Below are 22,029 nucleotides of genomic sequence, written 5' to 3'. Positions count from 1 at the left end.
GCATCGATCCGCCAGATGCAGCGCAGCGAAAAGCTCTGCTTTCGCGGACCACTGCGGCTGGCGATAGTGAACGGAATCGACGAGAGGCGGTTCCGAGAATGAACCACGGCGACTGGGTGCGCGAGGCCGCGCAGCTGCGGCCCCGTACCGCGGCCTTTGTGGACGGTGACTGGCTGAATGCCAAGTCCGGCAAGACTTTCGCCGACGTCAACCCGGCCACCGGGCACCCAGTCGCGCACGTGGCCGAGGGCGGCGAAGACGAGATCGACGCCGCCGTCGCGGCCGCTCGCCGGGCGTTCGAGGACGGACGCTGGTCCCGGCTCGCCGCGGCGGAACGCAAGAAGCGCCTGCTGAAGCTGGCCGACCTCGTGGGTGCGCACGGACGGGAACTGGCGCTCTGCGACACCCTCGACGTAGGCCGTCCGATCTCCGACACGTTCGGCATGGACGTTCCCGCGACCGCCGAGTGTTTCGCCTGGTACGCCGAAGCTCTCGACAAGCGTTACGACGAGGTCGCGCCCACTCCGCCAGGCAACTTCGCCGCGATCCGGCGCGTGCCGCTCGGGGTGGTGGGCGCGGTCGTGCCGTGGAATTTCCCGCTCGACATCGCCGGGTGGAAACTCGCCCCGGCGCTGGCCGCGGGCAACAGCGTCGTGCTCAAACCCGCCGAGCAATCCCCGCTGTCCGCGCTCCGGTTGGCGGAATTGGCCGTGGAGGCCGGGATTCCGGACGGGGTGCTCAACGTCGTGCCGGGCTTCGGCGAGACCGCGGGACAGGCCCTCGGGCGGCATCCGGACGTCGACGTCCTCGCCTTCACCGGATCGACGCCGGTCGGCGGGCTCTTCCTGCGCTACGCCGGGGAGTCGAACCTCAAGCAGGTCTGGCTCGAATGCGGCGGCAAGAGCCCGGTCGTCGTGTTCGCCGACGCGGATCTCGACGCCGCGGCCGATCTGGTCGCGTTCGGTTTCTGCGCGAACTCCGGGCAGGTCTGCTCTGCTACCACCCGCCTGCTTGTCCAAGCGCCGATCGCCGACGAATTCCTCGTCCGGCTACGCGAAAAAGCCGCCGCGTGGGTGCCCGGGGATCCGCTGGACCCGGCCACGAAACTGGGTCCGATGATCGACGAGGCCGCAGCCGCCCGGGTGCTGGCCGCCGTCGAAGCGAGCAGCGGAACTGTCGTCGCAGGCGGCACCCGCCGGGGTGCGTTCCTGGACCCGGCCATCGTCACCGATCTGGCCGCCGACGACCCGCTCGTCACCGAAGAACTGTTCGGACCGGTGCTCACCACGCAAACCTTCGAATCCGAAGCGGACGCGATCCGGCTGGCGAACGACACTCCGTACGGCCTCGCCGCGTCAGTTTGGACCCGCGACCTTGCCCGCGCGCACCGCGTCTCCGATGAAATCCACGCCGGGACCGTCTCGGTGAACACAGTGGACGCACTCAGCACCGCGACCCCGTTCGGCGGCTTCAAGCAGTCCGGCTTCGGCCGCGACCTTTCCCTGCATTCGTTCGACAAGTACACCGGCCTCAAGACGGTCTGGACGGCCTACTGACCGAGGTCCCGCCCGGTTTCCGCGGCCAGATATCCCAGCACCAGCGCCCGCACCCTGGCCGCGGACAAACTGGTGTTGCGCCCGGCGAGGTGCAAACCGTACGCGTCCTCCAGGGCTACCGCGTTCGCCGCGATGTCCGCCGCAGGTGACCGCAACTGGAACGCGCCCGTGTCCCGGCCGTGCGCCAGCGCCGCCGAGTACAGCGACACCTCGCGATCCCAGAGCGCCGTCATCAGCACCGCGTGCGCCGGATTGCGCGCCGCGTGGACGTGCATTTCGTACAGCACCCGGCTCAGCGGATCCGCCTCCCCGGCCGGAAGCCCCGCGTCGACCAGCCGCACGAGCCGCCGGACCGGGTCGTCCTCCGCCTCCGCCGCGCGCGCTCGCGCCCAGTAGAACCGGTCGACCGCGTCGCGGTGCAGCTCGAACAGCAGGTCGTCGAGATCCGGGTAGTAGTAGCTGACCGAGCCCGCCGACAGCCCGGCCTCCTCGGCAACGTCGCGCACGCGGAGGCCGGCCAGCCCGCGCGTCCGGATCGCGCGCCCGGCCGCCGCCACCAGCTCGTCGCGCCGCTGCGCTTGGTCCTTGGGTCGTGCCACGTCCAGGATTATTGATGACGTGCATCGAAAAACCCAGCACTGGTTCCGGAGAACCCACCCCGTAAGGGCCTTGCCAGGCGGACCGGCAGGACGCATTCTTTGCGACAGACCGCAAAGAATGAGGAGACGCGCATGGCCCACCCCCTCTCGCGCCTGACCGAAGACGAGGTCGCCCGCAACCGCGCGCTGCTGGCCGAGGCCGGGATCGCGACCGAGAGCACCCGGTTCGCGCTCGTTTCGCTGCTCGAACCGGCGAAAGCGGCCGTGCTCGCCTGGCAGCCGGGCGACCCGGTGGACCGGCGTGTCCGTTCACTGCTGCTCGACCGGCAGACCGGGGCCGTGCGCGAGGTGGTCGTGTCGCTGACCAGCGGCGAAGTCGCGGCCGATCGGGCGGTGGACGTCGTGGCCGAGGGGCAGCCGCCGATCCTGCACGAAGAGTTCGACCTGGTCGAGAAGATCCTGTGGGAGGACGAGGCGTGGAACGCGGCCATGCGTCGCCGCGGCATCGACGAACCGCGCTCGGTCCGGATCTCCGCGCTGAGCGCCGGGTGCTTCGACATCCCCGGCGAAACCGGGCTCCGGCTCGTCCGCTGCCTCGCGTTCTTGCAGCTGAACAAGGACGACAATCTCTGGGCGCACCCAATCGACGGCGTCGTGGCCTACGTCGACCTGATCGCTGGCCGCGTGCACGACCTCATCGACGACGGTCCGGCCGACATCCCGCGCGCCGCCTACGACTACCACCTCGACGGTCCGACCCGAGACACGCAGAAGCCCATCGTGATCACCCAGCCCGAGGGCCCGAGCTTCACCGTCGACGGCGACGTCGTCACGTGGGAGAAATGGCAGTTCCGGATCGGCTTCAACGCGGTCGAAGGCCTTACCCTGCACCAAATCGGCTTTCAGGACGGCGAACGGCTGCGTCCGGTGGTCTATCGCGCTTCGGTGGCCGAGATGGTCGTTCCCTACGGCGATCCCAGCCCGGTCCGGTTCTGGCAGAACTACTTCGACGCGGGCGAGTATTCGCTGGGCAAGGAAGCCAACTCGCTGACCCTGGGTTGCGACTGTCTCGGCGAGATCCGCTATTTCGACGCGGTCCTGCATGACGACGACGGGCAGCCGCACACCATCACGAACGCGATCTGCCTGCACGAGGAAGACGCTGGCGTGCTGTGGAAACACACTGACCACTACAACGGGAGTGTTTCGACCCGCAGGCAGCGACGGCTGGTCATTTCGTTCTTCGTGACGGTCGGGAATTACGACTACGGCTTCTACTGGTATCTGTACCTCGACGGCACCATCGAACTCGAGTGCAAGGCCACCGGCATCGTCTTCACTTCGGCGTTCCCCGCTGATGACCCGGAGTATCCGTGGGCCACCGAAATCGCCCCGGGCATCGGCGCGCCGTTCCATCAGCACCTGTTCTCCGCGCGGCTGGACATGATGGTCGACGGTCTCGCCAACGCCGTCGACGAGATCGACGTGCAGCGGGTCCCGATCGGCCCGGACAACCCGTACGGCAACGCCTTCACCCGCAAGATCACCAGGCTGGCCAAGGAATCCGAGGCCGCCCGGCTCGCCGACGGCAACCTCGGCCGCACCTGGCGGATCAGCAACCCTGAGTCCCGCAATGCGCTCGGCCAGCCGGTTGGCTACACCCTGCACCCGGAGGGCCTGCCGCCGCTGCTGGCTGACGACGCGTCGTCCATCGCCCGCCGCGCCGCCTTCACGCGCAAGCACCTGTGGGTCACCGCGTATGCCGAGGACGAGCGTTTCCCGGCGGGCGAGTACGTCAACCAGAACGACGGCAAGACCGGCATCGACACCTGGATCCAGGCCGACCGCAACCTCGACGGCACCGACCTGGTCGTCTGGCACACCTTCGGCCTCACGCATTACCCGCGCACCGAGGACTGGCCGATCATGCCCGTCGACCACACCGGATTCACCCTCAAGCCGAGCGGATTCTTCGACGCCAACCCCGCGCTGGACACGCCCGCGCCGAAACCGCAGCATCCGGATTGCTGTCACTGAGGCAGGATGTCGGCATGAGCGAGCCTTCCTTCACCCTCGTGCAGCTGCGCTATTTCGAGGCGGCGGCGCGGCACTTGAGCATGACTGCCGCGTCGAAGGAGCTGATGGTGTCGCAGTCGGCTGTTTCGACGGCGATCGCGCAGCTGGAGAAGGAAATGGGCGTGCAGTTCCTGCTGCGCCACCACGCCCGCGGGCTGAGCCTGACCACCGCCGGCGAGGAGTTCTACAAGCGGGTGCTGGATTTCCTCGCACACGGCGCGGAGCTGGTCGAAACGGCCCGGCAATCCGGCACCGATCTGGTTGGGACGCTCACCGTCGGCTGCTTCACCACGCTCGCGCCGTTCCGCCTGCCGAGCCTGCTGGCCGAGTTCGAGTCCCGGCATCCGCGCGTCCACGTGTCGCTGCGCGAGGGTGAGCACAAGGCGCTCAAGAGTGCTTTGCGGGCGGGCGAGACCGAGCTGGCGATGCTGTACGGTTACGACCTCGACGACGACATCGACCGCGAGGTGGTCGGGACTGCCGCGCCGTACGCGCTTGTCTCCGAGGACCACCGGCTCGCTCGGCGGAAGAGCCGGAAGGTGTCGCTGCAGGAGCTGGCCGAGGAGCCGATGGTGCTGCTCGATCTGCCGCACAGCCGGGAGTATCTGCAGTCGATCCTCAGCGACGCTGGGGTGGCGCCGCGGGTTCGGCATCGGACGAGCGGGTACGAAACGGTGCGGGCGCTGGTGGCTTCCGGGCACGGGTTCGCGTTGCTCAACCAGCGTCCGCCGGACGACACGACTTACGCGGGGGCGAGCGTGGTGCCGCTTGCGCTGACGGATGACGTTCCGTCGTTGGAGATCGTCCTGGCCGCTATGCGCGGGGTGCGGCTTACTCGGCGGGCGCAGGAATTCCGGGAGCTGTGCCGCGTGCTGTACTCCGACCCGGGAGCCTGATCCGGCATCACAACAGCCGCTCCAGCGCATGGCGCGCGCGGGCCGGGGCCTGGCGGTCGCCGTGCAGCTGCAGGAAATGGTTGAGCGCCAACATGATCGCGACGATCTCGTAGAGCAGCTGGTCGATGTCCGTGTCCGCGGGCAGCTCTTCCAGGCTCACCGCACGCCAGATGTTGACGCGCAGCTCCCGCTGCCAGAACGCGCTCATCCTCACGACGGCGTCGCGCACCGGTCCGTCGCGGCCGTCGAACTCGGCCGCTGCCGCGGTGAAGAAGCAGCCGCCGGGCAGCAGTTCGCGTTCCAGGTAGGAGATCCACGCCTCGCAGGCCGCGCGGAGATACGGCAGGCCGCGCGGCACTCCGCGGGCGTGTTCGGGCACCTCGCGGACGAACAGCTCGGCCGCGGCCTCGACGACCGCGAGCTGCAGGCTCTCCTTGGTGCCGAAGTGCCCGATCACGCCCGCCTTGCTCATCCCCAGTTCGGCGGCGAGGCGCCCGATGGTCAGTCCCTCCAAGCCCTCCGCCGAGGCGGTCACCAGGCCGAGGTCGAGGATGCGCTGGCGGGTCGAACGGGACTCGGCGACGGACTTCCGGGGACTCATGGCATCACTATAGATTACGAACGATCGGTCGCTATAGTGCGACCAGACCTTGAGGAGGGACAGATGCCCGGCTCCCGCGTCACCGCGCTCGGCCACCACCGGCCCGCCCGCGTTCTGACCAACACCGACCTGGAAGGCATGGTCGACACGACCGACGAGTGGATCCGCCGCCGCACCGGCATCGCCACCCGGCACCTCGCGGACGGGTCGGTCGCCGATCTGGCCACCGAGGCCGCGGCGAAGGCGCTGGCCGCGGCCGGGCTCGAACCCGGCGAGATCGGCCTGGTCGTAGTCGCCACCTGCAGCGCGATCGACCGCTGCCCGTCGATCGCCGCGCAGGTCGCGGGCCGCTTGGGCATCCCGGCCCCGGTCTGTTTCGACCTCAACAACGGCTGCGCCGGCTTCTGCACCGCGCTGGCCACCGCCGACCACGCCATCCAGGCCGGAGCCGCCCGGCACGCGCTGGTCGTCGGCGCGGAGAAGATGTCCGACGTCACCGACTGGACCGACCGCAGCACCTGCGTCCTGCTCGGCGACGGCGCGGGTGCCGCCATCCTCAGCGCGGCCGACGTCCCGGCGGTCGGGCCGGTCGTCTGGGGCTCCGACCCGGCACGCCGGAACCTGGTCCGGCTCGTGGACGAATGGCAGCCCGCGTTCGCCCAGGACGGCCAGGCGGTGTTCCGCTGGGCCACGCAGGAACTGCCCGCCGTCGCGGCGGAAGCCTGCCGCCGCGCGGGCATCGCCACCACCGACCTCGCCGGAGTCGTCACCCACCAAGCCAACTTGCGCATCATCGAGGCGCTGACCGGCCGCCTCGACCTGCGCGAGGACGTGGTGATCGGCCGGGACGTGGTCGATTCGGGGAACACGTCGGCGGCGTCCGTCCCGCTCGCACTGTCCACAATGGTCTCGCGCGGCGAGCTGCCGCCGGGCGAGCCGGTGCTGCTCTTCGCCTTCGGCGGCGGGCTCTCGTGGGCGGGCCAGGTCGTGGCCTGTCCGTGAAAGACCTGGTCTGCCTGCATGCCGCCGCGAGCAGCCCGGCGACGTGGGAGCCGCTGCGGCCCGGGCTGGCCGAGCTCGGGTTCCGCCTGCACACCCCGGCGTTGCCCGGCCATCGCGGCGGCGCACGGCTCCGGTCCTATCCGCTGACGTCGTTCCGGGACGAAGTCCTGCGCTCACTGGACGGACTCGCGCGGTTCACCCTCGTCGGGCATTCGCTCGGCGCGTTCGTCGCATCCATGGTGGCCGCCGAACAGCCGGACCGGATCGAGCGGCTCGTCCTCGAAGAGATGCCGGTACCCCCGCGCGACGGAGACGACCTGCCGCCGTCGCGACGCCGGACTGCCTTGCGCGCGCTCGCCTTCCTCCGCCGCAAGCAGTTCGATCCGGCGATGCTGAGGGACGTGCTCGCCGGCCTTCGCGCTCCGCAGCCCGAGTGGTGGACCGGCCTCGGGTCGATCAGCGCCCCGACCCTGATCCTGGCGGGCGGACCAACGAGTCACCTCGACCAATCCCGGTACGCCTTGCTCGAACAGGCATTACCGGAGGCGAAAACGGTGACGATCGGCGTCGGGCACCGGATTCATTCCAGGGCACCGGATCGCTGGCTGTCCGCGGTCACGGAATGGCTCTGATACCCGCGCTGAATCGCCACGTGGTCGGCGACGAACTTCGCGTCGTGCCACACACCCCAGATGAAACTCGACCCCCGCCGCGCCAGCCACGGCAGGCCGATGAAGTACACCCCAGGCTCCACAGAGACCCCGCGCCGGTGCTTCGGCCGTCCGTTCTCGTCGAAGGCGTCGACCTGCAGCCAGCTGTAGTCGACGGCGAAGCCGGTCGCCCACACGATCGACGTCACTCCGGCCGCGGCCAGATCCAGTTCCAGCACCGGATCGGTGACACATGCCGGGTCCGGTCCCAGCTCGCGGGCGGACGGTTCCTCCGGCAAGTCGAGCCCATTGCGCGCCGCGTAGGCGTCGGCTTCGTCAAGCAGGGCAAGGTAATTCTCGTCGCCCGCCGCGATGTTCTTCGCCAGGTCCGTCGCGAAGCTGAGCTTGCCGTCGGCGTACGCGCCGGTCATGCCGACGAGCGTGATGCCGAGTCCGGCGAGCGCGCGGAAGTCCACGGTGTGCCCGCCGCGCGCGCCGCTGACCGCGATGGTCACGTGTTCCGCCCCGGCGGGCGGCGTTTCGGCGTCCCACTTGCCCAGAACGCCGAGCCACCAGCAAAAGTCGCGGTCGCGGTAGCTGCGCGGCGGACGGTCGTGCGGGCCGACGGACAGGTACACCTCGCGTCCGGCGCGGCGGAGTTCCTCGGCGATCTGCACGCCCGACGAGCCCGCGCCGACCACCAACACCGCGCCTTCGGGGAGCTGCTCGGGGTTCCGGTAGCCGCTGGAGTGCAGCTGCACGGGACCGGCGTCGGCGGGCACGATCGGCGGGATCACCGGGCGCTGGAACGGACCGGTGGCCGCGATGACGAACCGGGCGTCGATGGTTCCGTCCGAGGTTTCGACGCGGAATCCGGGCCTGCCCTCGTGCCGCCGCACGGACGTCACCTCGACTCCGGTGCGGATCGGCGCGGCGATCTTTTCCGCGTATGCCTCGAAATAGTCCGCGACCTGATCCTTCGACGCGAATTCGCCGGGAGCCACGTCCGGGAATTCCAGGCCGGGGAACCGGTCGTGCCACGCGGGGCCGTTCGCGACGAGCGAGTCCCACCGCTGCGAGCGCCAGCGTTCGGCGATCCGGTTCCGTTCCAGGACCACGTGCGGCACGCCGCATTCGCTCAGGTGCTCGCTCATCGCCAGGCCGGCCTGCCCCCCGCCCACGACGAGGGCCTCCACCTGTTCGCTCGACATCCCAGACCTCCGCTCCGGCTCCGGCGCGGTTCAGCGCCGTCTCTCCGGATCCTCACGGCCCGCACTGCTCGTGTCCAACAGATGTTTCCGGCACTCAAGATCTGTTTTCGCGATGCAACGTGCATCAGAAGAACCGATGCATTGGTCCGGAAAGATCTACTGGACAGAACCTCGGCCGCGCGGTCAGGCTGAGGCGTCCGACGACCGCCGCAGGGAAGGCCACGCAGTGACTGTCCACCGTCGCATCCGCCCGTTCAACACGCGGGACACCTACCCCGAGCAGAACCTCGACAACGACCTCTGCCAGGCCGTCGTCGCCAACGGCACGGTCTACGTGCGCGGCCAGATCGGGCAGGACCTCGACACGAGCGAATCGGTCGGCATCGGCGACGTCGCCGCGCAGGCCGAACAGGCGATGGCGAACATCAAGATGCTGCTCGAAGAAGCGGGCAGCCGGATGGAACATCTGGTCAAGCTCACCATCTACCTGGTCGACCCGCGCTACCGCGAGGCCGTCTACCGCACCGTCGGGCGCTGGACCAAGGGCGTGCACCCGATCTCGACCGGCGTGGTCGTGTCCGCGCTCGCCCGACCGGAATGGCTGTGCGAGATCGACGCCATCGCGGTGATCCCGGAGGAGGAGAAGTGACCTTTTCGATAGTCGCCCGCGACACGTCCGGCGGCACCGTCCGGTTCGGCATCGCGGCCAGTTCGTCCAGTCCCGCAGTCGTCGCCCGGGTCGCGCACCTGCGTCCGGGTCTCGGCGCGGCGGCCTCGCAGAACGTCACCGACCCGCGCCTCGGCGGACGCCTGCTGGACCGGCTCGCCGAGCACGGAGATCCGGAGAAGGCGCTTGCCGAAGTCACGTCGGCAGCGGACCACATCGAGTACCGGCAGCTGACTGTTCTCGGCCAGAACGGGCCTGGTTTCGCTTACAGCGGCTCGAAAACTCTGGGCACGCACGCGTCGGCGACGGCGGACGGCGTGGTCGTGGCGGGCAATATGCTGGCTGGCGAGCACATTCCCCAGTCCATGGTGGACGCTTTCGCCGAAGCGACCGGCGAGCTGGAACAGCGCCTCGTCGCGGCGATGCGGGCCGGGCTCGCGGCGGGCGGCGAGGAAGGCCCGGTGCGGTCCGCCGGGCTCGTCGTGGTGTCCGCGGCGGAGTGGCCGGTCACGGATCTGCGCGTGGACTGGGCGGACGAGCCGATTGAGCAGCTCGCCGAACTCGTCGACGTCTGGCTCCCCCAGCGCGACGACTACGTCACCCGCGGTCTGAACCCCGCCGCCGCGCCGTCCTACGGCGTGCCGGGAGACGAGTGATGGCCGCACCCAAAGCGGCGGCCCGCGCCGCGGTCGAAGGGCACGCCGACGAGCTGATCCAGCTGTCCGAGCGGCTGCACGCCGACCCGGAGACCGCGTGGGAAGAGCATCGCGCCGCTGCCGCGGTTCCGGAGCTGCTCGACCGGGCCGGGTTCGCCGTCACGTCGAAGTACCTCGGCCTGGACACCGCGTTCCACGCCAGTTTCGGCTCCGGTCCCCAGCGGATCGCGCTGTGCGCCGAGTACGACGCGCTGCCCGGCCTCGGCCACGCCTGCGGGCACAACCTCATCGCGGCCAGTTCCATCGGCGCCGCCCTAGGACTCGCCACCGTCGCCGACGACCTCGGGATCACCGTCGAGGTCTACGGAACCCCAGCTGAAGAGGGCGGCGGCGGGAAGATCGAACTGCTGGAACGCGGCGCTTTCGCTGGCGTGGACCTCGCGATGATGGTGCATCCGGCACCGGTGGACGTCGCCGAAGCGCGGCCGTTCGCCGTCAGCCACTCGAAGATCTCCTACACCGGAAAGTCCGCGCACGCCGCCGCTTACCCCGAAGCTGGGGTCAACGCGGCCGACGCGTTCACCGTCGCGCAGGTCGCCATCGGCCTTCTGCGGCAACAACTTCCCGCCTCGGCGCGGGTGCACGGCATCGTCACGCACGCCGGAGACGCCCCCAACGCGATCCCCGAGCACGCGTCCGGCCGGTGGTATGTGCGCGCCGAAACGCTGGCGGAACTGTCCGAATTGGAGCCACGCGTGATGCGGGCTTTCGAGGCCGGCGCGCTGGCGACTGGCTGCGAGCTGAGCGTGGAGCCGGAAAGCAAGCCCTACGCCGAATTCCGCGCCGACGAAACCGCTTTGGCCGCTTATCGTGCGAACGCGCTCGAACTCGGCCGGGAGTTCGCCTCGGACGGCACGGCGTCCCGGATGAACCGCGCGTCCACCGACATGGGCAACGTCTCGCAGGTCGTGCCCGCGATTCATCCCTACATCGGCATCGGGTCGCTGCCCGCGATCAACCACCAGCGCGAATTCGCCGCGCACTGCGTCGGCGGCACCGCGGAACGGGCCCTGCTTGACGGCGCGATCGCGCTGGCGTGGACCGGCGTAGACCGTACTTCTTGCCCCTCCTGAACCGGGAAGGACACCGATGTCCAGCACCCGCTCCGAGCACGACATGCTCGGCGAGATCAGCGTGCCCGACCACGTCTACTACGGCGCGCACACCGCCCGTGCGCTGGTCAACTTCCCCATCACGCGCGAAACCCTCGCCGACCGGCCGCACCTCGTCACCGCGCTGGCCGCCGTCAAGGAAGCCGCCGCGCGCGCCAACGCGGAGGTCGGCGTCCTCTCCCCGGAGCGGGCCGCGGCGATCGTCCAGGCGTGTGCGGAGATCCGGGCCGGGAGCCTGCACGACCAGTTCGTCGTCGACCTCATCCAGGGCGGGGCCGGGACCTCGACGAACATGAACGCCAACGAGGTCGTCGCCAACCGCGCCCTGGAGCTGCTCGGCCACGCCCGCGGCGACTACGCGCGTCTGCATCCGCTCGACCACGTCAACCTCGGCCAGAGCACCAACGACGTCTACCCCACCGCGGTCAAACTCGCGCTCGACCGCCATCTCGCCGAACTGCTCGCCGCGCTCGCCGGACTGCGGGAAGCGTTCGCGGACAAGGCGATCGAGTTCGCCGACGTCCTCAAGATGGGCCGCACCCAGCTGCAGGACGCTGTCCCGATGACGCTCGGCCAGGAGTTCGGCGCGTTCGCCGCGACGCTGCGCGAGGACGAACAGCGGCTCGCCGAAGCACGTCTTCTGCTGCACGAACTGAACCTCGGCGGCACGGCGATCGGCACCGGGCTCAACGCGCGTCCTGGGTACCGGGAGAGAGCCGTCGAGCACCTGCGGGAGCTGACCGGGATCGCGACACTCGTCTCCGCGCCCGACCTGATCGAGGCGACGCAGGACGTCGGCGTGTTCGTGCAACTGTCCGGCGTGCTGAAACGCGTGGCGGTCAAATTGTCCAAGATCTGCAACGATCTCCGATTGCTCTCGTCCGGACCGCAGGCTGGCTTCGGCGAGATCATGCTTCCCGCCCGGCAGGCCGGGTCGTCGATCATGCCGGGCAAGGTCAACCCCGTGATCCCGGAGGCGGTCAACCAGATCGCCTTCGAGGTCATCGGCAACGACGTCACGATCACGCTCGCCGCTGAAGGCGGGCAACTGCAGCTCAACGCCTTCGAACCGATCATCGCGCGAGCGTTGACCGCCGGGCTCGACCACCTCACGGCCGGTGCCCGAGTGCTCGCCGAACAGTGCGTACGCGGTATCACCGCGCGCAGAGAACACTTGGCCGACCTCGTCGCTACCTCGACCGGGCTGGTCACCGCGTTGAGCCCCGCGCTCGGCTACGAAACCGCGTGCACGCTCGCGCTGGAAGCGCACCAGACCGGCCGTCCGGCACTGGAACTGGTGCGGGAACGGCAACTGCTGACCGACGCCCAGGTCCTGGCGCTGACGACACCGCAAGCCCTCACCGGCGGGCTGTCCCGCACGTAAAGGCTGGGTTTCGCCGCCGTCAGACCCTCGTGTCGGCACAGCTCAGCGCTTTTGCATAACTCGAACAGATGCATTGCTTTGCTTATTACTTCTTGTTAGATGCCGTGGGCCGCTCTTAGCGTCCTCCCGAAGAACCGGTCCAAGGAGGCCACTCATGACCGCACCCGACGCCTCTCCGGCGCCAGACCTGGCCGACCAGAGCGCCGATCCCGCCACGCTGCGCCGCAGTGTCGCGGCCGGTGCCGTCGGCGTCTTCGTGCACTGGTTCGACTGGGCCGCCTACGCCTACCTCGCCGGCACCATCGCGTCGGTGTTCTTCCCGGCGGGGAACTCGACCGCCGGACTGCTCGCGGTGTTCGGCGTCTTCGCGGTGTCGTTCGGGATCCGGCCGATCGGCGCGCTGATCTTCGGGCCGCTCGGCGACAAGATCGGCCGCAAGCGGACGCTGTCGGTGGTCATCTTCGTGATGTCCGGCGCGACCCTGGTGATCGGTCTGCTGCCGGGCTACTCGACGATCGGCATCGCGGCCCCGATCCTGCTGGTGCTGCTGCGCCTGTTGCAGGGCCTCGCGGCGGGCGGCGAGTTCGGCAGCGCGGCCAGCTTCCTGGCCGAGTACGCACCGCGGCGTCGGCGCGGGTTCGGCGTCAGCTGGCTGGAAGTCGGTTCGCTGCTGGGATTCCTCGCCGGTTCGTTCGTGTTCCTGCTGCTGTCGGTCGGCTTGACGGACGCGCAGCTGGCGTCGTGGGGCTGGCGCGTCCCGTTCCTGATCGCCGCGCCGCTCGGCATCATCGGGTTCGTCATCCGCAGCAAGATCGAGGACACTCCCGAGTACCGCGCGCTCGAAGCGACCGACAACGTGCCCCGCAGCCCGGTCCGGGAACTGTTCCGCCACAACAAGAAGCAGTTGCTCCAGGCCGCTGGCTTGATGACCATGATGCACGTCCCGTTCTACGCCGTGCTCACCTATCTGGTCACCTACGAGACCGACTACCTCGGCCACTCGTCCGGCAGCGCGGCGGCACTGTCCACAGTGATCTCGCTCGTCGGCTTGTTCCTCGTGCCGTTCTTCGGCCGTCTTTCCGACCGGGTCGGCCGGCGGCCCATCCTGATCGGCGCGGGTGTGGCGCTGTTCGTCCTCGCCACTCCCGCGTACCTGCTGATGCGCACCGGCCTGGTCGGCACCTGGATCGGCGGTCTCGCGCTCGGCGCCATTCTGGCGGCGATCCTCGGTACCTACGCGGTGTGGTCCGCGGAGATCTTCCCGACGCGGACCCGGCAAAGCGGACTCTCGATCGCGTACAACATCACCGCCGCGCTGTTCGCCGGCACTGTGCCGTATCTGATGACTGTCCTGATTTCCGCTACCGGCAGCACTCTCGTGCCCGGGCCGTACCTGATGGTCGCAGCGGCCGTCGGTCTGATCGCCGCGTTTTCGATGCGCGAGACCGTCGGAACTCCGTTGCTGCACAAGGAAGACCTGGAGAACACCGAAGCCTGACTCCCCCTCTCGATTCACCAAAGGCGGTGAAGCGTGTCCGAACCCACCTTCGTCAACAGCGAATCCGGAAACCTGCGGCGGAATCTGCGCCGGATCGACTCGATCTTCCTCGCGATCGCGGCCATCATCTCGGTGGACACCATCGGCCAGATCGCGACTTCGGGGGCGGAGGCGGTCACCTGGACCGCCGTGCTCCTAGTGCTGTTCCTGTTCCCGTACGGGCTGGTCATGGCCGAACTCGGCAGCGCTTTCCCGGCTGAAGGCGGGCCGTTCGTCTGGCTGCGGCTCGCCTTCGGGAAGCTGCCCGCCGCGCTCGGCACGCTGCTGTACTGGATCACCAATCCGGTGTGGCTGGGCGGATCGATCACCTTCCTCGCGGCGGCGACCTGGCAGCAGTACCTGGTTCCCGCGTCGCCGGGCGGGTTCGCGGACTACGCGTTCAAGCTGGTTTTCATCTGGCTGGCGATCCTCGGTGCGGTGGTGAGCCTGCGGTACGGGAAGTGGTTCATCGCCGCGGGTGCGCTGCTGAAGGTGGGTTTGGTGGTGCTTTTCGCGGTCACCGCCGCGATTTATGCGGCTCGCCACGGCGTCCACGGCTCGCTGGCCTTCTCGCCGACTATCGGCGGATTCCTCGCTGTGGTGCCGGTTTTGATGTTCGCCCTGGTGGGTTTTGAAGCGCCCAACGGTGCCGCCGAGGAGATGCACAACCCGCGTCGCGATGTCCCGGTCACGGTCGGGGTTTCGGGCCTCGTGTCGGCGTTGTGCTATCTGGTGCCGGTGTTCGGCATCGTGCTGGTGATGCCCGCGGACAAGATCAACGGACTGGGCGGTTTCCTCGACGCGGTGCGCCAGGTGTTCTCCGTCTACGGCGGCGCTTCGGGCACGATGCTGACGATCGCCGCTGTCGTGTTCGTATTCGTCCTGCTGAACCAGGGCTGCTCGTGGATGATCGCTTCGGACCGCATTCAGGCGATGGCCGCCGTCGACGGGGCGTTCCCGCGGTGGTTCGGGGCTTTTCACCCGAAGCTGAACACGCCGTTGCGGGTCAACCTGCTTTCCGGCGTGGTCGCGACTGTGTTCACCGTGGTGGCGACGATCGTGCAGAGCAGTTCGGCTTCGGCGGTGTTCGCGGTGGTGCTCAATATCGCGGTGAGCACGTTGCTCTTGTCGTACCTGCTGATCTTCCCGACGATCCTGGTGCTGCGGCGGAAGTACCCGTCGGTCGAGCGCCCGTTCCGGGTGCCGGGCGGACGGATCGGGCTGTGGGTGAGTTCGGTGCTGATCTACGCGTGGATCCTGCTCGGCGCTTGGCAGACCGTGGTGCCCGGGGTGCTCGACCGGGCGCTCGGGGTGCCGTACGACTTCGAGGCGACGTGGGGCGTGTCGAGGTTGACCTTCGAGCTGTTCACGGCGGGGACCTTGGCGGTGCTGATCGGGTTCGGGTTCGTCGGCTACCTGATCGCCCGTCGACAGCCCGCGCCGGTCGCGGAAGTCCCGCAACCGACCACGGCTTAGACCTTCCGGCCCACCACACCCGCCACGCACCGGGCCGCGTCGCTCAGCGGCTTCAGCCTCGGCCCGTCCTGCCACCACTCGTCCGCGACCGACAGGCCGGGGCCGTCCGTACGGCTCGGCGGGAGAAGTTCCAGACCGGGCAGCATCGCCTCGATCTCCGTACGGGTCCGGAACCGCCCGGCGCCCAGCGGGCCGGACACGAGGATCTCCTCGATCCGCTTCGCCACCGCGGTCAGCTCGGGCACCTCGGGGTCGTAGAAATGCGCCATCGCGACGTACGAACCGGGCGCGAGGGCGTCGATGTACTCGCGCATCACGTCGATCGCGCCGTCGCCCTCGTAGTGGTGCATCGTGCCGATGTGCAGCAGCGCGATCGGCTCCGAGAAGTCGAGGTACTCGCGCACCGTTTCGTGCTGCAGCACGGCCTGCGGCTCGAAGATGTCCGCCTCGACCATGTGCGTGAAGTCGTTGTCCTCCAGCAGCGCGCGGCCGTGCGCGAGGACCACCGGGTCGTTGTCGACGTACACCACGTGCGCGTCGCGGTGGTAGCGCTGCACGATCTGGTGGGTGTTCTCGGCCGTCGGCAGGCCGGAACCGCAGTCGAGGAACTGGCGGATGTCGGTCTGGCTCGCCAGCATCCGCAGCACGCGGTTGTGGAAGCCGCGGTTGCCGCGCGCGATGTGCACCGCCTCGGGTACCGCGGTGCTGATCTTCTCCATCACCGCGCGGTCCACCTCGTAGTGGTGGCTCCCGCCGAGGAACCCGTCGTAGATCCGCGCGATGCTCGGGCGGTTCGGGTCCACCCCCACCGGCACCTGGCTGGGCGACAACGGGGACGACGAGCCGGTCATGGACACCTCGCGGAGCAGTCGGTCGGCAGTGACCTACTCAGAGTAGTACTGCCGCCGCTCAGCCGTGCCAGCGGCGCGGCCGGTCGCCGCTGTCGTCGCCCCATTGCTCCATATACGAGCTGACGGCCGAGCGGAACGCGTCTCCCATCGGGTCGCGCGGCTGGTTCTCGCTGTCCTGCTGCGGATTCTGCGTCGGCTGAACGCGCGGCGGCGGTGCCGTCGTCGCCGGACGGCTGCTGGCCCGGACGATCGTGTCGCGCACCTGGCCACTGGCCGGGGCCGGGGACGCGCTCAGCGTGCTCACCGCGGGCGGCGCCGACGACGAAGTGTGGACCGGAGCAGGCGGCGGCTGTACCGGCTGCGGGCCAGGCCCGGACGCCGACGGCCACAACGCCCACGAGCCCAGCCCCGCGCACAGCACCACCGCCGCACCGGCGAAGACGCCGTAGCGCACCGGCCGTCGCTCGGGCGGCGGCGCGGTCTGCGCGGGCGGGTCCGCCGCTGGCAGCGGGCCGCGTTTGGCGAGCTGTTCGGTCGGCGAGCCGGTCGAAACGTCGAGGACCCCGCCGAACGCCGAGGTCGTTTCCTCAGCGCTCTCGGCCCGGGGACGCACCAACGGCGGGGGTTCGCTGCCGTCGATCCGGGGCATCGGCGCCGTCTCGGACAGCCGCACGAGATTCGCGACCGACTCGAGGTCGCTGCCGGACTCCGGGTTCCCCATCCAGACCTCCACCCCGCCGGGGCCGCGCGTCCGCGGCGCTCCCGGCGCCGCAGATCCTAGGGACCCCCGGTCCGCGCTGTAAACCCGCCTCGAGCGTGATCCCGTACGCTCGACGGGTTTCCGCCACGGGGAGGAGGCCCGCGATGCGGCCGTTTTCGGTCGAAACCGACGCGACCGGCATGCTCGATGTCGGCGACGGCCAGCAGATCTACTGGGACGCCAGCGGCGCGGGCAAACCGGTCCTGTGCGTGCACGGCGGCCCCGGCGGAGGCGGCGGCGACTTCGGCCGGAACGGCTTCGACCCGGCGAAATTCCACGTCGTGGTGTTCGACCAGCGCGGCTGCGGACGGAGCACGCCGAACGTCGCGGACCCGGCGGTGAGCCTGGCGCACCAGACCACCGAGCAGCTGATCGCCGACATGGAGAAGCTGCGCGTCCGCCTGGGCATCGAAAAATGGCTGCTCTACGGCGGTTCCTGGGGCACGACCCTCGCGCTGGCCTACGCGCAGCGGCATCCGGAACGCGTCGGCGGCATCCTGCTGGTCGCCGCGTTCACGTCCTCGCCGGACGAGGTCGACTGGCTCTACCGCGGCCTCCGGCGGCTGCTGCCCGCGCAATGGGAAGCGTTCCGAGCGGGCGCCCCCGACCCGGACGGCGACCTCCTCGCCGGGTACTCGCAGCTCCTCGCCAGCCCGGACCGCGCCGTGCAGCTCCGCGCCGCGCGGAATTGGTGCGCCTGGGAAGACGCGGTGATCTCGCACGAGTGGGTCGGCGGCCGAACTGGCCAGTTCAGCGAGGGCACCGACGACGAACTGATCACGCTCGCCCGCCTCTGCGCGCACTACTACGGCCACCACGCGTTCCTCGAGGACGACCAACTGCTGCGCGACATCCATCTGCTGCATGGGATTCCGGCGGTGCTGATCCACGGCCGGGCGGATCTGAGCGCGCCGCTGCGGAAGGCGTGGCAGCTCGCCCAGGCTTGGCCAGACGCGGAGCTTGTGGTGATCGAGGACGCCGGACACACCGGGAGCCCGTCGATGGGGACGGCGGTTCTCGAGGCGATCACCCGGTTCGAGAACCGCTAGCGCAGCACGCGGTACCGAAGGCTCGTTCCTTCCTGCGACAGCAACTCCAACCGCACCGGCGGTCCCGGCCGCTCGAACAGCCGCACCCCGCCGCCGAGCAGCACCGGCATCACCATCACCTCGATCTCGTCCAGCAGACCAGCGTCGATGCAAGCCAGCCCGACCGAAGCGCCCAGCACATTGACCGTCTTCTCCCCCGCCGCCGCCCTAGCCGCCGCGACGCCTTCCTCCAGCGAGGAGCAGAACGTCACCCCGGGCACCGCTGGCGCGACACCCCGCGTCAGCACCACCTGCGGCCCGTCCCACATGCCGCCGAAGGCCTTGCCCTCGGCCTCGGTGCCGCGATACGGGTCGTCGCCGGAGAAGGTCCGGCGGCCGACCAGCAGCGCGCCGACCTCCGCAGCCAGGTCGTGCGAAGCGTCCTCGGTGTACGGCGCGAGCCATCCCATATCCCCGCCCGGTCCGGCAATGAACCCGTCCAGCGACATCGCGGCGGAGTACAGCAGCTTTCCCATGTCAGTCCCTTCCGTTTTCCGTACCGACTCCCGGAAGGGCGCAAACTCATCGGTCAGCCGGCCAGCGCGCGCCAAGCCTCCCGGCGTTCCCGCTGCCGTTCCGGGTCCGCGACCGGCGCCGCCGCGACCAAACGCCGCGTGTAGTCCTCCCGCGGCGAGCCCAGCACCGACGCCACCGGACCCTCCTCGACCACCTTGCCGTGATGCAGCACCACAACCCGGTCCGCGACCCGCTCCACCACCGCCAGGTCGTGGCTGATGAACAGGCACGCGAACGCCAGCTCCCGCTGCAGATCAGCCAGCAAGTCCAGCACCGAAGCCTGCACCGAGACGTCCAGCGCACTCGTCGGCTCGTCCGCGATCAGCAGCCGCGGCCGCAGCGCCAACGCCCGCGCGATCCCGACCCGTTGCCGTTGCCCGCCGGACAGCTCATGCGGGTACCGGCCGCTCCAGCTCGGATCCAGGCGTACAGCGGAGAGAAGTTCCGCGACCCGCTCCCGGTGTTCGCCGCGTTCTCCGTGCACCACCAAAGGCTCGGCGATGCTCGCACCGATCGTCGCGCGCGGGTTGAGCGCGGACGCCGGGTTCTGGAACACGATCCCGATCTGCCGCCGGATTTCCCGTCGCTGCCGGGCCGACGCCCGCGCGATGTCCACGCCGTCGACCTGCACAGTGCCCGCCGACGGAGAGACCAATCCGGTCAGCACGGACGAGATCGTGCTCTTGCCCGAACCGGATTCGCCGACGAGGCCGAGCACCTCGTCGGTTCCGATGGTCAAGGACACGCCGTCGACCGCGCGCACTGGCGGAGCGCCGCCGCCGACCCGGTAGGTCACCGCCAGATCTGTCACGGAGACCAGCGGAGCCGACGTCGGGCGCACCGCACCAGCAGGCGCAGAACCCAGTGACAGCACCGAATCCAGCAGTTCCCGCGTGTAGTCGGCTTGCGGCGAGGCGAACAATCCGGCCGCCGTGTTCTGCTCGACCACCTGCCCGTCGCGCAGCACGACGACCCGGTCCGCGACGTCCGCGACCACGCCCATGTCGTGGGTCACCAGCAGGATCGCCGTGCCGAGCCGGTCCCGCAGCGACCGCAGCAGCTGCAGGATCCCGGCTTGCACGGTGACGTCCAGCGCGGTGGTCGGCTCGTCGGCGATCAGCAGCTTCGGGTCGTGGATCAGCGCGATCGCGATGACGACCCGCTGCAGCTGCCCGCCGGACAGCTCGTGCGGGTAGGCGCGCAGCACGCGCCGCGCGTCCAGTTCCACGAGTTCCAGCAGCTCACGGGCCCGTTCCCGCGCCACCGCCCGGGATACTTTCCGATGCGCCCGGACCGCGTCCACGAGCTGCGTGCCGATCCGGAACACCGGGTTCAGCGCGCTCATCGGCTCCTGGAACACCATGCCGATCTCGCCGCCGCGCACCGCGCGCAGCGCCGGACCGTCCACTGTGTACAGATCGCGGCCGTCGAGCACCGCGGAACCGGTCACCGTCGCGGTGTCCGGCAGCAGGCCGAGCAGCGACAGCGCGGTGACCGACTTGCCGGAACCGGATTCCCCGACGAGGGCGACGACCTCGCCGGGGTGCACCTCGAAGCTCACCTCGCGAACGGCGGCGGCGTCGCCGAACCGGATCGAGACGTCGCGCAGGGACAGCAGCTGCTCGGACACGGGATTACTTCGCCAGGCCCATCTGGAGGTAGTTCGGGTACGCCGGGAACGCGCCGATCGCGAAATTGCCGACTTTCGCGCCGTGCAGGAACGAGTTGCGCGTGTAGATCAGCGGGACCACCGGCGAGTCCTGCATGATCCGCTTGTCCGCCTTCGCCCACAGCTTCCCGGCCGCGGTCGGGTCGACCGTGCCCTGCGCCTGCGCGATCAGCGCGTCCACCTCGGGCACCGAGTAGCGCGCCTGGTTGTACCCGCCGTTGCCGATCTCCGAGGTGCCGAACAGCGGCTCGATGTTGGCGTTGGCGCTCGGGAAGTCCGGCTGCCACGAACCCAGCGTCAGGTCGTAGTTGCCGTCGTTGCCGGTGACCAGCGTCGTCCACGCCTCGTCGTCGAGCGGGCGCAGCTTCGTGCGGATTCCGGCCCGCTGCAGCGCCGCCTGGATCGCCTGCGCCTTGTCCGCCTCGTTGTTCGCCGTCGACACCGGGAAGTCCAGGTTGTCGATGCCGTTCGGGAAGCCCGCCTCGGCGAGCAGCTGCTTGGCCTTCGCGACGTCGCCGTTCGGCGGGGCCGGGTAGAGATCGTACACCTCGCGCCCGGCGATGCCCTCGGTGATCAGCGTCGTGGCGATCGGACCGGCCAGATCCGCGCTGCCCGCGGCGGCGACCTGGTAGGCGACCTTGTCCACGGCGTACTGGAACGCCTGGCGCACCTTGGGATTCGCCAGCGGGCCGCGCTTGGTGTTCAGCGCGAGGTAGGCCAGCGCGCCGGACTTCGACGTGACGAGCTGGTTCTTCGCCGCCGGGTTCGTGCGGATCTGCGCCAGCTGCGCCGGGTTCACGAACGACGAGCCGAACGCGAACGCGTCGTTGCCCTGGCTCGCCAGCAGCCGCTTCGCGACGACGCCGGTGTCCTGGCCCATCTGGATCACGACCGCGTCCGGCAGGCCGGTGCGCGCGAGGTCGGTCTTGCCGTCCCAGTTCGGGTTCCGGACGAACTTGACCTGCACGCCCTTCTGGTACGACTCGACCTGGTACGGGCCGGACGCGACCGGCTTCGTGTCGTAGGTCGCGTCGGTGCCCTTGCCCTTCGGCACCGGGGCGAACGCGGGCATGCTCGCGATCCACGGCCAGTCGCCGTACGGGCGGGCGAGGTGGAACACGATGGTCTTCGGGTCCGGCGTCTCGATCGACGCCAGTTCGCCGCCCTTGAACGGGCCCTTGTAGTCGGGACCGCCGGCGAGCAGGTTCTTGTGATAGCTCAGGCCGCCGGAGAACGCGGAGTCGAACGACCGCTCGATGCCGTACTTGATCTCGGCGCTGGTGATCGGCGTGCCGTCGGCCATCTTCAGGCCGTCCTTGAGCGTGTACGTCCAGGTCTTGCCGTCCGCGCTCGCCCGGCCGGTGTCGGTGGCGAGGTCCGGCACCACGGTGGCCGGGCCGTCCGCGGCGGTCTTCCACGCGGTGAGCCGCCGGTGGATCAGGCTGATCGTGGTGATCGCCAGGTTCTGGCTCTTCGCCGGGTCGAGGTGCTGCGACGTGGTGTCGCTGAGGATGTACAGCGTCCCGCCGGACGCCACCTCGACCGCGCCGCCGCCGGCGGACTGCTCGTTCGCGTTGCACGCGGCGAGGAACGCCCCTGCCCCGGTGACCGTGGCGGTGATGCCCAGCGCCTTCAGGAAGTCCCTGCGATCCATCGTTTTTC

At 69.6% G+C, this 22,029-nt stretch carries 20 protein-coding genes; 12 read left to right on the top strand and 8 right to left on the bottom strand.

The genetic code is table 11. From position 1 onward, the window contains the following. Nucleotides 1–98 precede the first annotated feature (98 nt). Entirely contained in the window at nt 99–1,556 is a 1,458-nt protein-coding gene (locus ACWDNU_RS19240; protein WP_449669860.1) for an aldehyde dehydrogenase family protein, read from the top strand. On the opposite strand, the gene ACWDNU_RS19235 is transcribed toward ACWDNU_RS19240, so the two are convergent. Beyond that, a complete protein-coding gene (locus tag ACWDNU_RS19235) occupies nt 1,550–2,155 on the bottom strand; it encodes a TetR/AcrR family transcriptional regulator (RefSeq protein WP_449669859.1) in 606 nt (201 codons plus the stop codon). The two genes, ACWDNU_RS19240 and ACWDNU_RS19235, sit on opposite strands and share 7 nt — an antisense overlap. Nucleotides 2,156–2,254: 99 nt before the next feature. On the opposite strand from ACWDNU_RS19235, the gene ACWDNU_RS19230 reads away from it, so the two are divergent. Then, complete coding sequence (locus tag ACWDNU_RS19230) at nt 2,255–4,192, top strand: primary-amine oxidase (protein WP_449669858.1); 1,938 nt, start codon at nt 2,255–2,257, stop codon at nt 4,190–4,192. Nucleotides 4,193–4,206: 14 nt separating this feature from the next. Beyond that, nucleotides 4,207–5,127: a LysR substrate-binding domain-containing protein gene (locus ACWDNU_RS19225; RefSeq protein WP_370936866.1), complete on the top strand. Its 921-nt coding sequence runs from the start codon at nt 4,207–4,209 to the stop codon at nt 5,125–5,127. A gap of 7 nt (nt 5,128–5,134) precedes the next feature. Here ACWDNU_RS19225 and ACWDNU_RS19220 read toward each other — a convergent pair whose 3' ends face one another. Next, entirely contained in the window at nt 5,135–5,728 is a 594-nt protein-coding gene (locus tag ACWDNU_RS19220) for a TetR/AcrR family transcriptional regulator (RefSeq protein ID WP_449669857.1), read from the bottom strand. Nucleotides 5,729–5,791: 63 nt separating this feature from the next. Between ACWDNU_RS19220 and ACWDNU_RS19215 the strand changes: the two genes are divergently transcribed. Together ACWDNU_RS19215 and ACWDNU_RS19210 are read left to right on the top strand one after the other, a co-directional pair. Further along, nucleotides 5,792–6,730: a beta-ketoacyl-ACP synthase III gene (locus tag ACWDNU_RS19215; RefSeq protein ID WP_449669856.1), complete on the top strand. Its 939-nt coding sequence runs from the start codon at nt 5,792–5,794 to the stop codon at nt 6,728–6,730. Further along, nucleotides 6,727–7,362, top strand: coding sequence for an alpha/beta fold hydrolase (locus ACWDNU_RS19210; RefSeq protein ID WP_449669855.1), 636 nt, complete (start codon nt 6,727–6,729; stop codon nt 7,360–7,362). Before ACWDNU_RS19215 ends, ACWDNU_RS19210 begins: the two co-directional genes overlap by 4 nt. Here ACWDNU_RS19210 and ACWDNU_RS19205 read toward each other — a convergent pair. Then, nucleotides 7,311–8,591: a flavin-containing monooxygenase gene (locus ACWDNU_RS19205; RefSeq protein ID WP_370936862.1), complete on the bottom strand. Its 1,281-nt coding sequence runs from the start codon at nt 8,589–8,591 to the stop codon at nt 7,311–7,313. The two genes, ACWDNU_RS19210 and ACWDNU_RS19205, sit on opposite strands and share 52 nt — an antisense overlap. A 226-nt stretch (nt 8,592–8,817) precedes the next feature. Between ACWDNU_RS19205 and ACWDNU_RS19200 the strand changes: the two genes are divergently transcribed. From ACWDNU_RS19200 to ACWDNU_RS19175, 6 genes are all read left to right on the top strand, one after another. Continuing rightward, the gene (locus ACWDNU_RS19200; protein ID WP_037805786.1) at nt 8,818–9,240 is read left to right on the top strand and encodes a RidA family protein; all 423 of its coding nucleotides are present in this window, start codon (nt 8,818–8,820) and stop codon (nt 9,238–9,240) included. Beyond that, a complete protein-coding gene (locus ACWDNU_RS19195) occupies nt 9,237–9,914 on the top strand; it encodes a DUF1028 domain-containing protein (RefSeq protein WP_370936861.1) in 678 nt (225 codons plus the stop codon). The genes ACWDNU_RS19200 and ACWDNU_RS19195 overlap by 4 nt, the downstream gene beginning before the upstream one ends. Then, a complete protein-coding gene (locus ACWDNU_RS19190) occupies nt 9,914–11,047 on the top strand; it encodes a M20 family metallopeptidase (RefSeq protein WP_449669854.1) in 1,134 nt (377 codons plus the stop codon). The genes ACWDNU_RS19195 and ACWDNU_RS19190 overlap by 1 nt, the downstream gene beginning before the upstream one ends. 16 nt (nt 11,048–11,063) lie before the next feature. Beyond that, complete coding sequence (locus ACWDNU_RS19185; RefSeq protein ID WP_449669853.1) at nt 11,064–12,470, top strand: aspartate ammonia-lyase; 1,407 nt, start codon at nt 11,064–11,066, stop codon at nt 12,468–12,470. Nucleotides 12,471–12,624: 154 nt separating this feature from the next. Beyond that, nucleotides 12,625–13,968 carry an MFS transporter gene (locus ACWDNU_RS19180; RefSeq protein ID WP_449669852.1) on the top strand — a complete coding sequence of 448 codons (1,344 nt, stop codon included), beginning with the start codon at nt 12,625–12,627 and terminating at the stop codon, nt 13,966–13,968. Between the two features lie 33 nt (nt 13,969–14,001). Continuing rightward, nucleotides 14,002–15,483 (top strand): APC family permease, encoded by a 1,482-nt coding sequence (locus ACWDNU_RS19175; protein ID WP_449669851.1) that lies wholly within the window; start codon nt 14,002–14,004, stop codon nt 15,481–15,483. Here the strand turns inward: ACWDNU_RS19175 and ACWDNU_RS19170 are convergent. Both ACWDNU_RS19170 and ACWDNU_RS19165 read right to left on the bottom strand, forming a co-directional pair. Then, on the bottom strand, nt 15,480–16,334 hold the full coding sequence (locus ACWDNU_RS19170; RefSeq protein WP_449669850.1) for an SAM-dependent methyltransferase: 855 nt from the start codon (nt 16,332–16,334) through the stop codon (nt 15,480–15,482). The two genes, ACWDNU_RS19175 and ACWDNU_RS19170, sit on opposite strands and share 4 nt — an antisense overlap. Nucleotides 16,335–16,392: 58 nt before the next feature. Further along, the gene (locus ACWDNU_RS19165) at nt 16,393–17,055 is read right to left on the bottom strand and encodes a hypothetical protein (RefSeq protein ID WP_449669849.1); all 663 of its coding nucleotides are present in this window, start codon (nt 17,053–17,055) and stop codon (nt 16,393–16,395) included. Nucleotides 17,056–17,198: 143 nt separating this feature from the next. Here ACWDNU_RS19165 and pip point away from each other — a divergent pair, with 143 nt between their 5' ends. Further along, nucleotides 17,199–18,143, top strand: a complete 945-nt coding sequence (pip, locus tag ACWDNU_RS19160; protein WP_449669848.1) for a prolyl aminopeptidase — start codon at nt 17,199–17,201, stop codon at nt 18,141–18,143. Here the strand turns inward: pip and ACWDNU_RS19155 are convergent. Genes ACWDNU_RS19155 through ACWDNU_RS19145 form a run of 3 tightly spaced genes read right to left on the bottom strand, consistent with a single transcriptional unit; the run spans nt 18,140 to nt 22,021 of the window. Then, on the bottom strand, nt 18,140–18,658 hold the full coding sequence (locus tag ACWDNU_RS19155; protein WP_449669847.1) for a dihydrofolate reductase family protein: 519 nt from the start codon (nt 18,656–18,658) through the stop codon (nt 18,140–18,142). The genes pip and ACWDNU_RS19155 overlap by 4 nt on opposite strands. Nucleotides 18,659–18,711: 53 nt before the next feature. Then, entirely contained in the window at nt 18,712–20,328 is a 1,617-nt protein-coding gene (locus ACWDNU_RS19150) for a dipeptide ABC transporter ATP-binding protein (RefSeq protein ID WP_370936852.1), read from the bottom strand. A gap of 4 nt (nt 20,329–20,332) precedes the next feature. Further along, nucleotides 20,333–22,021, bottom strand: coding sequence for an ABC transporter substrate-binding protein (locus ACWDNU_RS19145; protein ID WP_449669846.1), 1,689 nt, complete (start codon nt 22,019–22,021; stop codon nt 20,333–20,335). Nucleotides 22,022–22,029: the final 8 nt, after the last annotated feature.

Source organism: Amycolatopsis sp. NPDC003676, from assembly GCF_053587275.1.
The sequence above is the reverse complement of the archived record's forward strand: the minus strand, read 5'-3'. Positions and strand labels throughout refer to the sequence as shown.